The organism is Bacteroidales bacterium (assembly GCA_026418905.1).
Taxonomy (GTDB): domain Bacteria; phylum Bacteroidota; class Bacteroidia; order Bacteroidales; family DTU049; genus JAOAAK01.
Genome location: JAOAAK010000047.1, coordinates 1 through 12869 on the forward strand (window position 1 = coordinate 1; position 12869 = coordinate 12869).

Annotated in this window: 9 protein-coding genes; 2 read left to right on the top strand and 7 right to left on the bottom strand. The window is 38.6% G+C overall.

The window, feature by feature from the left end; genetic code table 11:
* A partial coding sequence (locus N2Z72_08870) for a DUF262 domain-containing protein (protein MCX7697785.1) occupies nucleotides 1-1768 on the top strand: 1768 nt, incomplete at its 5' end.
* 766 nt (nucleotides 1769-2534) lie between these two features.
* Here N2Z72_08870 and N2Z72_08875 read toward each other — a convergent pair.
* Genes N2Z72_08875 through N2Z72_08885 form a run of 3 tightly spaced genes read right to left on the bottom strand, consistent with a single transcriptional unit; the run spans nucleotide 2535 to nucleotide 8568 of the window.
* Nucleotides 2535-3083 (bottom strand): C40 family peptidase, encoded by a 549-nt coding sequence (locus N2Z72_08875; protein MCX7697786.1) that lies wholly within the window; start codon nucleotides 3081-3083, stop codon nucleotides 2535-2537.
* On the bottom strand, nucleotides 3080-3652 hold the full coding sequence (locus N2Z72_08880; protein MCX7697787.1) for a flavin reductase family protein: 573 nt from the start codon (nucleotides 3650-3652) through the stop codon (nucleotides 3080-3082). Before N2Z72_08880 ends, N2Z72_08875 begins: the two co-directional genes overlap by 4 nt.
* Nucleotides 3653-3654: 2 nt before the next feature.
* Complete coding sequence (locus tag N2Z72_08885) at nucleotides 3655-8568, bottom strand: hypothetical protein (GenBank protein ID MCX7697788.1); 4914 nt, start codon at nucleotides 8566-8568, stop codon at nucleotides 3655-3657.
* A 169-nt stretch (nucleotides 8569-8737) separates the two neighbouring features.
* On the opposite strand from N2Z72_08885, the gene N2Z72_08890 reads away from it, so the two are divergent.
* A complete protein-coding gene (locus tag N2Z72_08890; protein ID MCX7697789.1) occupies nucleotides 8738-9037 on the top strand; it encodes a septum formation initiator family protein in 300 nt (99 codons plus the stop codon).
* On the opposite strand, the gene N2Z72_08895 is transcribed toward N2Z72_08890, so the two are convergent.
* The 4 genes from N2Z72_08895 to N2Z72_08910 all read right to left on the bottom strand — a co-directional run bounded on the left by N2Z72_08895 (nucleotide 9021) and on the right by N2Z72_08910 (nucleotide 12855).
* Nucleotides 9021-10049 (bottom strand): DUF2027 domain-containing protein, encoded by a 1029-nt coding sequence (locus N2Z72_08895; GenBank protein ID MCX7697790.1) that lies wholly within the window; start codon nucleotides 10047-10049, stop codon nucleotides 9021-9023. The two genes, N2Z72_08890 and N2Z72_08895, sit on opposite strands and share 17 nt — an antisense overlap.
* Before the next feature lie 9 nt (nucleotides 10050-10058).
* Nucleotides 10059-10325, bottom strand: coding sequence for a cupin domain-containing protein (locus N2Z72_08900; protein ID MCX7697791.1), 267 nt, complete (start codon nucleotides 10323-10325; stop codon nucleotides 10059-10061).
* A 29-nt stretch (nucleotides 10326-10354) separates the two neighbouring features.
* A complete protein-coding gene (locus tag N2Z72_08905; GenBank protein ID MCX7697792.1) occupies nucleotides 10355-11917 on the bottom strand; it encodes a PKD domain-containing protein in 1563 nt (520 codons plus the stop codon).
* A gap of 278 nt (nucleotides 11918-12195) precedes the next feature.
* A complete protein-coding gene (locus tag N2Z72_08910) occupies nucleotides 12196-12855 on the bottom strand; it encodes a LemA family protein (protein MCX7697793.1) in 660 nt (219 codons plus the stop codon).
* Nucleotides 12856-12869 lie beyond the last annotated feature (14 nt).

Here is a 12869-nt window from a genome sequence, read left to right on the forward strand (position 1 = left end):
TGGGAGGTTTAATATGGCAGATGTTTTGTTCAAAAAAGTGGATTATGACTTGAAAAAACTCATCGAGGATATTCATTTGGGCGAAATCGGTTTGCCTGATATCCAACGTCCTTTTGTTTGGCCACGCAGCAAGGTGCGCGACCTGTTTGATTCTATGTATCGCGGCTTCCCTATTGGGTACTTACTCTTTTGGGAAAACGGCTATTCTGAGGGGCATAGGACTATTGGGACAGGGAATAAGCAAAAGGCACCCCGTTTACTGATTGTGGATGGACAGCAGCGCCTCACTTCACTTTATGCGGTAATCAGGGGCATCTCAGTGATCAACGAAAAATATCATGAAGAGCGCATCCGAATTGCCTTTCATCCTCTTGAGGAAAAATTTGAGGTATCCAATTCTGCCATTGAAAGAGATGTGGACTGGATTGTTGACGTGAGCGAGTTATGGAGACCAGAGACCAACGCTTATAAGTTCATCCAAGATTTTTTGCAGCGCTTGAAAGAACGACGTTCCCTATCTCCTGCAGAGGAGCAAAAAATAGCTGTTTCCATTGATCGGCTAATCAAGTTGAAGGATTATCCTATTACTGTATTAGAGATATCGTACTCAGTTGATGAGGACCTCGTGGCCGAGATATTCGTCCGAATTAACAGCAAGGGAACGCCACTCAATCAGGCCAATTTCATCTTGACTTTAATGTCCGTATTCTGGGATGAAGGGCGTAAAGAGCTAGAAAGTTTCTGCCAGCAGGCTAAAACACCACCAGTTGGCAACAAAGCTTCTCCTTTCAACTACTACCTGTTACCCAAGCCTGACCAGTTACTCAGGGTTAGCGTAGCCTTAGGCTTTCGCCGTGCACGTCTAGAGTACGTCTACTCCTTGTTACGGGGAAAAGACCTGCAAACCAAACAATTCTCAGATGAGCAGCGAGAAAGGCAATTTGCTATTTTGAAAAAAAGCCAAGAGTATGTCTTAGATTTACAGAACTGGCATGAATTCTATAAGGTTCTCAAACGCGCTGGATATTCAAGCTCCCAGTTTATCTCGTCTGAAATCTCTATGTTATATGCCTATGCCCTTTGGCTTATTGGCAAACTTGATTTTAATGTCGATCACCACCGTTTGCGTGATATTCTTGCGCGCTGGTTTTTCATGGCGGCTCTAACCGGGCGTTACACCAGCTCAGCTGAAAGCCGGATGGAGCAGGATTTGGCATTGTTGCGCAGTGCTCAGACGGCGGACAATTTTGTTGACATACTCAATCAGCAAATAGAGACGGTTTTAACCAGGGACTATTGGGAGGTAACTCTACCAAATGAATTAGAAACCGCAGCGGCACGCAACACAGGCCAGTTTGCTTACTATGCAGCCCTTTGCCTGTTGGATGCTCCTGTACTTTATTCAAAGATGAAAGTATCCGAATTATTGGACCCTTCAGCAAAAGCCAAGAAAACAGCATTGGAACGCCATCATCTTTTCCCACGGAAATATCTCCAAAAAATCGGAATCACTGAGAAACGAATAATCAATCAAACTGCAAATTATGCTTTAGTAGAATGGAGAGACAATGTTGAGATATCTAATCGCCCTCCTAAAGAATATGCTCCAAAACTGGAAAAACAGTTTTCAGCAGATGAGATTAAAGAAATGTATGATCTGCATGCCCTACCAGAAAACTGGTATGAAATGGATTATCATGAATTCTTAAAAGAAAGACAAAAGAGAATAGCAAATATAATCCGTCGAGGCTTTGAAAAAATTAAATAAAAGATAATGATGCAATCAAGGCTGCAGTACATATCACAGTTGAAAACTACATTGGTACTGCTTAGTCAACTAAAAATAGCCCCTACTAAGTTTCAGTGCAATCGAGGTCTGCTGACAAATTGCAAGATTGTCGAGGGAGGTGGTGAATGTAATTCCCTCGATTATTAATACAGAACAGTAGATCGTATCGAAACCGAGCAAAAGGTGGGTGAGGGTTGTCAGGAGCTGATAAAAACCTACGAGGAAAAAATCAAGCGGGTGATTGACAAGGTGTGGGAGGGGTGAGGTATGATTAAATATAACGAAAATTGATCAACTGGACACTTATTGTGAAATGATCCAAGCGCTCAGAGTTTAAAACATCTAGCTTCAGACATGGATAACTATTTGCGAAAGACCAACTTTCAGCACTGCTCAGATGCATAACACTAAAGCAAGCACATTGCCCTGATCAGAGTTTACGTTCAAGAGAATAAGCAAAAAATTAATCCAAAGCATATTTCATTACCCGGTTCATGGTAATTTTCCTCGATCTAATGGATGCAATAGTTTGACTTCTTTCTTTTCTATCCCTTATGCAAAAAAATTCTTTAGCAGTAAAATGATTAATAGATTTTAAAAAGAAGTAAAAAAATGATCGATAGAGAGGTGTCGCGAATTATAACGTACGATAAAACAAAACACCCCTCTTAAAAGTATAAATCAAGTGCGCTAACCTAGCTCAAAATAGTGTATGCATCAGAAGTCACGTTGCTTGTTTTTTGTGCTAGCGCAACCCTTTTATTTTGCCAGCTTGGAAAAAACGGTCCTGATAATATTTTTCGTCCAACGAGCTGATGATGACACCCTTCGAAGTGGTGGCATGGATGAATTTCCGATCGCCTAAATACAGCCCTACATGAGATACTTTCTTAAAATCAATCTTAAAGAATAAAATATCACCCAATTGGGCTCGCTCAAGTGGTATGAAGTCTACGTTTTTTTGCATGCCGGCAGCACTTCGCTCAAGATCAATACCGTAGACCGTCTTGTAGATTTGCTGAATCATGCCACTGCAATCTGTTCCTTGTTTGGTGTTGCTTCCATACTTGTACGGCACACCCAACCAACTGTCAATTTCTTCGATAAATTTCCTGTCGACCTGAGGGGGAAGCTTCACCCCCCACTTTTGTTCGATCTGCTTAAAGTAAGTTGCATGCGTTCGAGCTTCGTGCGTAGCCCGCTGTCGTTCCCGAATGTGTTCGATCAGCCCACGACACGAAACCAACGACAAAGTTAAAACGAACCAGCTCAAAAGCGTCAGACAAGACCTCATTTGTTTTTTTTCTTTTTTACCGAAAAACCAAACCTGCCAATAAATCTGTCAAAAGTATAATAACCACCATGTAGGTAACCTACGAGCATCTCTTTTTCAATATGAAAATGCTGAGTCTTGCGATTAAACAAACTTTCTTCGGCTATCACTTGCACAATATCTGCTAAAAACATGTCATGAGAGCCAACGGAAATTATTTCAAATACCTTACATTCAAGAGAAAGAGGACTTTCGGCAATACACGGGCAAGTGTTTTTCGTGCCAGGTAAAGGTGTCAGGCCAAGTGTTTTAAATTTGTCTATATGGCGCCCACTTCGCACACCACAAAAGTCTGCATGATAAGCTAATTTTTCAGATACTAAATTGATCGTAAACTCCATGTTTTGTTTAATGATTCCGTGCGAATGACGCTCTGGTCTTATGGAAACGTATGTTCGGGGCGGAGTTGTGCTTACAATACCAGTCCATGCCACGGTAATGATGTTGGGACACTCCATCGTGCCACAGGTAACCATCACCACCGGCAAAGGATAAAGTACTGTCCCCGGTTCCCATGCAATTTTTGCCATAACTATTTTATTTTTTTGCCGCCTTGCACTTTGATGATAAAAGCATCAGGAAAAACAGGTTTCACCTTTTCATTGAGATACTGACGAGCTTCGTCGTAAGTTGAAAACTTTCCTACAGTATAACAAGTAATATCATCCTGATATATTTTATCTACTCCCATGTTGGTACTTACTTCAAGCATTTTGTTAACTACACTGACGGGGACCTCATTTCGATACGCACCGATTTGAATTCTAAATTCTATGGGTTCAACAGCGACCTGTTTTTCGTATTGATAAGATGTACCGAGGGGAACACCTTTTTGTATCAATTGCCTAGCTTCGGCGACCGATATCTTTTTACCTCTATAGAGTGCAACCACAAAAGCATCCCGTACGACCGTAGCTCTGAGTTGATCTCTCAAACGATTGGCTTCATTTAAATCAACGAAAAGACCACAAAAATACCTATAATAACCGTTCTCCATCCTGTCGTAAAATAGCGGATTCAATCCAAAAAGCTCGACCGACGATCGAGGTGTAGCAAAAACCCCCACCTGTACAGTAAATACAAGACCATCGACGTTCGATGTTAGTACGGGTGCTGAGGTTTTAGAACCCGGAAATTGAGCGAACGACGTATTCCCCATCCCCTGCGCAATCTGCATAGCACAAGTATCGAATTTTCTAGCCTCATAGACAGGAATTCGATCATTTCCAGTAAAAGCTACGAGAAAAGCATCCTTGTACCGATCAGCTCTTAATCTGAGCATCTCTTTTCTGGCATCGTCGTAACAGTAAAAAATACCTTTCAGATAACAATACCAACCATGATGATAATTGACCACCACATCCACTTCGTTAAAGTATTCACGAGGATTGACTTCACGTTTGCTAGCTGCAATTTGGACGCGATAGTAAATACCTTTCAAGGTTGACGTTTGTGACGGTTCTCGATAGTTTCTGTTGGTTACATCGGTTTGCCTAACATTGACGTTTCTTTCTTGAGATGGCGGATTAGTTTGTCGATCAGATCGGTTGGTTTGTTGAGCAAGCATCAACAGTTCATCTTTTTTCTCCGATGAGCTAAAATACGTGTCGAAAATTTGTTGTAGCGTTTTTTTCTTCTCTTTTTCTAAGTCTGTTGCAAGACGTTGCATCTTATTGATGATGGTATCTTTGGAAACCATCGTAGACAACTTTTGTATGATGTTCAATTCTTTTTCGTTGGCTTTTTCGTATAGTTTCTGTTGCTTGGAAAAATCTTTTTCTTGAAAAGCCTGAGAGCGTAGTTTTCTAGCTTCTACGATGTCGTTGGTCGTACCGTCGTGTATTTGATCGGATGGATGTAGCCACTCAAGTTGAACATGGTTCCAAATGCCATAAATATCCTGAGCAAGGTAATAGTGATAACGAGCTAAGTTATTTTGTTCTTCTATTTTACGTTCGATGGTTGTTTTTTCTTGTGGTGTTCGCACTCGAGCAAGTTCGTTCTGGAGACTGTCTCTCCGACGTAAGGATTCGTGATATTTTTCCATATGATATTGAGCTACAAGGGAAGGATGAAGATCAGAAATTTGGATTTGGTTGTTATTTTCGAGTTTTTTCCCACCTGATGATGGGTCCTGAATCTTTGCCATTTCGTAGTAGTTCTGCGCCATTTTTTCAAGTGCTGTTACATATTCCTGCTTGGATCTATCGCCAGCTCCTGAAGGATTGTTTTTGAGTTCAACCACCTTGAGCATAATGGCATCACCTGCCTGACGGAAAAGAAATGCCTGGACGTTTTTTTCTTTACTTTCGTCGCCATCGAGAAATTGTCGTACATTCTTAATGGAGCCTGGGCTAGCATATCCAAGCCAACTCGACCAATTTTGAGAACGTTTTTGATCCGAAAGTTGATTGTTACGAGTATTCTCTTGAACTAACAACTCCTTTCTAACTTGGTTTAACTCGTCCGTATTCCACGGGGGAACGACCGGACCAACTTTGGCTGAAAGGTAAGCAGGTGTTTGCCCAGACGATTTTTTTGCTGTTTGATCAAAACGCTTCTGTAAGTCGTTCCACGATTGTTGTACTTTCTGATAATATAGCAATGGAGCTTGAGCTTTTTCTTTCTGTTTTTCCAATGATTGAATTTCCTCATTTACTTCGTTGATATTCAGGCGAACAAGATTTAACTCACGTTCTATCTGGAGTCGTTTCTTCTTGTTACGGGTCTTATCTAGAATCGAACTCAAGCTGTCTTCTCTATAAGTCAGGTACTTTTTTCTCTCAGTAAGAGGGTCGATCTTTTCACGCAATTGATCCAAAATGGCTCGAAGAGAATCTTGTTTGGTCGACGTAGATATCCGAAATAGAGGAGGCGTCGCATCTGTGATAGCAAGTTTTTGTTTTTCAAGCACAGAAATTCTGGAAGAATCTAAAATTGAAAGCTTTGAAAATTCATTGCGTAGAGATGTGGTTTGTTTTCTTTGCTGTTCGTAAAATGTTTTCTTCTGTTCGGCATAAGTGATAGCTTCATAAATGGCTTGAATTTCGGCCAACATATTCCAAACATCATCCAGGCTTGGTGATGACTCTTTCAATTTACTTTCGTATTCATCTTTTTTTTGAATGTAATTTTTCGACAAATTATTTTTAAGGTTATCGTAATAAGTTGCCGAATCTTGCAGTTGTTTTTCGTACGAAGCAAGATGGTTTAAATTTTCTTCGATACGTTGCCTGAAGACTGTTTCTTTTCGTTTTTTCTCTTCTTCTTGGATCTTGCTTTGCTGTGGGGGATTATTTTGATTCTGAATCCTGACTTGCTGGGAGTTGTTGGCTGTCGGTTGTTGTGATCGATCAGTCAAAGGTGCAGAATAAGTTGGATTCTGACCGGAGCTGGTTTGTGAAGGTTTTTGTTTTTCATCTACAACGAGAGAAGCTAGCTGTCCGCTCCTGCTGGCCATGTCATATTCGGATTTTATTTTCTGGCGAATAGCTAATTCCTGACGTTGTTGAGCAAGATTATTTTGTTGTAAATCAATTTTTTGCTTTAAATTTTGAATTTCTCCATTCAGTGCGTTTTTTTCTTGTAGGTATTGATTTTTTTGATTTTCAAGATTTTGTTTCACATCCGGATCTGAAGTTTTTTTGAGTTGAGCCTCTAAGGAAATTATTTTGTTTTCAGTTTGTTGAAGTTGTTTTTCCTTTTGTTGAAGTTCCGACAACATAAGCTCATAATTACGCTCTTGGTCGATAAGATAAGCACTGTCGCCCTCAAAGCTGTGCTCTAGCTGTATCAGCTGAAATTTAAACGTATCGACCTTGTTTATAAGATGAATGAGCAAAACTACAGACGAATCGATATTTCGAGCAAGAGCCGTCTGTTGTACTCGCCCAGCAAGGTAAAGTAATTCGTCGTATTTTTTTTGTTGAAATCCATACGCCTGATCAAATTGCACATACATCTTTCTAGCTATTTCCGATTCTGAGAGTATTTCATTGCTTCGTTTGAGCAACTCATTAGCTTCCGAAAGCATAGATTTTCGCTTTTCAGGATCGTTTTCCTTCAAGGCTTTATCATACAAATTTTGTCCTTGCTGATTGAGATTGATAGCCTCGTTCTTTTTTTTGACAGATAATTGATTATAGAAAGCTCTTTTACGACTAAAATCATTAAGTTTCTTTTCAGCATCAGCAGAATAAAAAAAAGCTCTGTTGATAAGTTGAGTATCAACAGGATTTGGCGGTATGTTGTAGCGTTGCCATAAAACATACTTGGCCGTATCCTTTGTTTCTGGTATTTCTTCTTTCGTATTCACTTCAAGTGAAGCAATGCGTTGAATTTTTTCAATGGTCTTCACATATTCTTCCGAATTCACTTGAATATAGTCGACGGCTAGCAATTGTGGCTTATAATCATCGAATTCACGGATGGTTTTATCGATTTTTACCAAAAAAACATGAAGTTTTCCTTCTGCCACCATCCTGTTGGAAGCAAACCAAGCATATTTCAACGTAGGATGAGGAACAAAAAGAATATCATCGAAAGGCGTATTGATGGCAAAATCAAGATTCTCGGGCTCCGACCAACTTTGACTTGATTCATCCCAAACAGCTTTAAAAATATCGTATCCTCCCATAGAATTGTGACCCTTGGAACAGAAATACAACGTTTTCCCGCCATCCATGAGCACGGGATAATCTTCATCATAAGGTGTATTGATACGATCACTCAATCGCTCAGGTTTACCCCACTTTCCATTCGGCAGCTTTTGAACCCGGTAAATGTCTTTGCCTGTCGAGCCATTTTTTCCGTAGCTGCTATAATAGAGATCATTACTCTTCGGATAGAAAAATACCAGCCCGTCGTCCTTCATTTTTCGATCATAAGAAGTTTTAAGGAAGTCAGGTTTTTTCCCAATGGATCCCTCAAACTTACTTAAATCGTAAGATTTGTAGAACGTCCCATAATCGGCTGTGATTTTTTTAAGAACAGCTATTTCACTCAAGTTTTTCATAAGACGTATAGCATTCTCGCACATGTGCAAGCGTAGCTTGGCTTCACGTCTAAATTCGTCCGATATTCCTCGCTTTTGAAGAAAAACTGTAAATGCTCTTGCTGCTTCACCAAATCGAAAGGCTTGATGACAAGCTAAACCCAGATAAAAATAAAAATAGATAGAATCCGCCGTTTTTAACTTCCCTTGAGACTGCTTGATATATTTAATAGGCAATTCAACATCCCGCCTGTCGCAGTGCAACAAACAAACCCCAAAGCGAAAAGCATATTCAGCGTTGGTTTTATCGAGACTCAGCAGTTGACTATACAAAGGAAAAGCCTTACAAAAATCTTTCTTTTCATAATGAAGCCTAGCTTCTTTATCAATGTTAACAATATCCTGCCTTACCTGAGCAAATAAATGATAATCAACTCTTCCTAAAGAGAACAACAATATAATAAGCCCCCAAAAACAACCAAATTTTAACTTTTCCGTCGTTTTTTTTTCAAATATATGCGAATAATTTTTAATTTACATCAGCTTTATCCGTCATTCTCATTACAATTTTCACATATTTTAACATATTTTAAATTTTGTAAATTTGACAAACATTCCACCTATGAAAGGAAAATTTTGGCTCAATAAATATTTCATTGCTTTTTTTATTTTTTTCGTATGGATTTTGTTTTTCGATAAAAATAACCTCATCTATCAATGGAAACTGAAACGTCAGATCAATGAACTTAAAAAGGAAGAAGAATTTTATCGGAAAGAAATTCAAAAAAATCAGTCAAAGCTTCAAGAATTACAAAAATATCCTGAGCGATACGTCAAATTCATACGAGAAAAATACATGTTCAAAAAAGACAATGAAGATATTTTCGTATTGGTATACCAAAAATCTACGAAGAAAGAATAACTACCTCAATAGCACCACCACCGTATTTCAATAAACTAGCTTCACCATATTGAATGTTGTTTTCAGTTCTTAAGAGGGAATAAAGTTCAAATTTAAGTGTTCCCTTCCCTGCTCCATGGATAAAAATGATTCGCTTGATCCCTTTTTCACGAGCACTATCGAGACATTGTTTAGCAAAGGAAATTTGCTTTCTCAATATGTCGGAGGGATGAGTATGTTCGGACGATAGAAAAATTTTCTCGGCATGTAAGTCAACTTCAGCGGTTTCATCATCGATCATAAAACGGTCAATCAAATAAGATTTAACTTCAGAAGACTGATTGTTCGCTGTTTCTTTTGAAGTAAGTATGTTTTTTTGAGCTGGTAACTCACCGATGCGATGAATTTTTTCTTCGAAACTTAAAACTTTAATCACATAAGCTTTCTCATCAAAGAAAGGGTTAGGTTGGAAAATCTCTGGTGTAAGCAGCATATGCCAATTGATAGAAAAACTATGTACCAATGTTTCAAAAAACTGATGTTCTTTGACATCAACGATCATACATTGTATGAGTAAAGTATCAATGTGTAAGAGATCCTTATAAGATTTATCCAAAACAACAATGGCATCACCTGGTTGTAGAAAATCATAATGAATCGTTTGATGACCAGCAGCTTTAGATTTTTCAATCAGATGAAAAGCTATAACAAAAGAAGTAAAGTTAACTAAGTAGCACTCAAATGTTTGAGGTGAATCACTGGAAGGAATGATAGAAAAGTAAAGTCCTTTATTAAGATGGATATGCTGAGACTTTTTACGGTATTCAGAATCTTTTTCAGCATCTTTTTCCTTTTCTTTTTGCTTCATATCCGATGCGATGTCTTCCAACAAAATGAGGTCATTACACGTGGTTGGAATTTCGAATCCTTTTTCTATCTCCACAAAAACTATATCACCTTCGATACGTGAAACAACTCCAGATTGGCGCATCGATATAAATGCAACCTTCTGACCAACCTTAAAAGAAGACATGATAGAATTTTATGGAAAATTGTAATGTTTCTTCACCTTGCTCTTAATATCCCAAACACAGGACAATCCTGCTGGAAAACGAACAAAATCTCCGGCCTTGATTTCATAGTTTCCGTCTGGAGTTTCCACCACCACCTCACCTTCGAGAAAGTAGCATTCTTCTGTTTCGTCGTAGGTCCAATCAAAACGTGAAACACCTTTTTCCCATATAGGCCATTGAGTAATACCTCTTTCAATGGCCTCACCCATCGACATTTTCCTTATCTCAACTTTCATGACTTTTTTGCAAATATAGGATAATTATGTTACTTCAGTAAACTTTTATGGATTCTGAGTTGAGCTGTTACAATCTCAACCATGTAGGAGCCATTTCTTAAAAGGGATACATCGATAACGTTAGTTGGTTTTTCGTAGATCATTATCGTTCTTCCATCTAAAGAACGAATAACCACCTGATCAATGATGAAAGGAGATGATATATGAAGTTGATCGGATACAGGATTTGGCCATAGATTAAACGAGGAATAAACTTCACTCATAGAAGTCGAATTTAATACCGTGATTTGAATAAATGCTGTGTCCTTACAATTGCCGTGCTGAACGATAACTGAAACTACGTAAGTTCCGGTATCACTGAAAGAATGAACGGGCTGAGCGTCGGTTGAAGTATTTCCATCACCAAAATTCCATAAATAGCTGTCGATGCTACCAGTTGCATTGACAGAAAAAGACACATTAGAGTTTTGTGCTAAATCTATGAGTGTCGCCGAAGGAATAATTTCAGCTGTGAAACCAGAACAAGTATCCTGGACAAAAAGCTGCCCTGTATATTTAAAAATACCATCATTACCATAATTATGAAATGCTCCTACATATCCTACTCGATGAGATGGAAAAACAACTTGAAGGTGCTGAGTAGTATCCATGTTAGGGAAATCAATCCAATTCAGTCCATCATCTGTGCTGTATGAAATACCCATGTATGGTGTTTGATAATCAGCACCCACACTTACCCATGTGTTTGTCGTACCCTTGACATAGGTAAAATCGTTCCTATACCATTTTCCATTAAAAGATAGCAATTGCCAACTCTGACCACCATCGTGAGTAATATAAGCGGTGTATGGAGTTTCATTCATTCTAATGATACCATCATTGAGCGAACGAAAAACAACCTTGAATTGTTTATTAGCTGGAATAGGTGTTGATAAGACAGTCCACGTATGACCGAAGTCAGTAGATTTAAAAATACGGGATTGATTGGTTGAGAAATAGATCGTATTTCCGACAACTGAATAGTAAGACGTTACCCCATACTCATTGTTCAAAGGTCGCGGAATGTTTTCATCGGGTACTCTAGTCCACGTATTACCTCCATCGTTTGTTGTATAAATCTCGAAATACCCTCCGTTGGGATCACCAATACAAACACCTTTTTGATGATCCCAGAAGTAGACGATATTAGGAAAACCATTGGGAGCTGAAAAAGTCGCAGAATTTTGATGTGTCCATGTAAGACCCCCATCTGAGGTTTTAAGGATTTTTCCACCGCCATTAGCGTTATAAAAAGCAACCCATGCTATAAGAGAATCAACAGCTACTATGCACGATGGTCCATGATTGGCTAAATTGGGTATAGAACCAGCCTTCCACGTACTTCCACCGTTGGAAGTTCGAGTAAACTCTTGGATTAAAGCCTGTGGATTAGTGCCATCATATCCCAATGCCCAGACTATGTTAGAATCAACTGCATACATCCACATGATACCCCGACCCAGTACCCCAAAATTACTGTTTTGCATGACCCAGTTCTGGGCATAAAAAAAAGTGAAATGCAAAACGACTATCCCTAAACACCATTTTTTCATATAACTATCTTTCAGCAAATATAAAAAAATTAATCTTTTTTTAAATGGTGGATCAAAATTTTAAAGAATTAAATTATGGAATGAAAAGCGTTTGATAAATAAGTAAACACAATATACTCTCATCGCTTTTAGTAAAAAAGAACCTAAAATGTTATCACGGAGTCTTTTTAAACATCATTCTCATTTACACAATCAATCATCCCAGGTCAGTCATCGGATATGGACATCACTCTGCCTCCAGTATTAGCAATCCCAGAAACTGCAAAATCTATGACGGATTAAAAAGATACTTTTGGAGCTTTTTCTGCACCAGGAGTACTTTGGAAATAACCTTTTTCTTTGAAGTTAAACCAAGAAGCAAAAATGTTCCGAGGGAAAGTACGGATATACTGATTGTAATTCATAACTACTTCATTGAATGCGTTTCTTTGTGCAAGGATTTCATTTTCTATTTCACGAAGCTGCCCCATCAAGTTCTGAAACGCTTGGGTAGTTTTAAGATCAGGATAACGTTCTATGACCACTAACAAACGACTCAATGCACCTGAGAACTGGTTTTGAACCTCTTCAAATTTTTGGATAGAAGCAGGATCGAGATTATCTGCATTAACTTGGATGCTGCTTGCTTTGCTTCTGGCTTCGATAACTTCAGTAAGGGTTGATTTTTCGAAATTAGCAGATCCCTTAACTGTAGCAACTAAGTTATCTACAAGATCGTATCTTTTTTGATAGACATTTTCAACTTGAGCCCATTGTTTCTTGACTGATTCTTCTTTTTTCACCATTTTATTATATGCCGTCCATATCCAAATCACAATTGGGAAAATTAGTATGATGAGAATAAATATTAACAAACTCGATCCTAAGCAACCTGTTTTTGGCTTGGCATCTGGTGGCAAAGCACCTTTGGGTAAATTATTTTTTCCTTCACTTTCCATAAATATGAATTCTA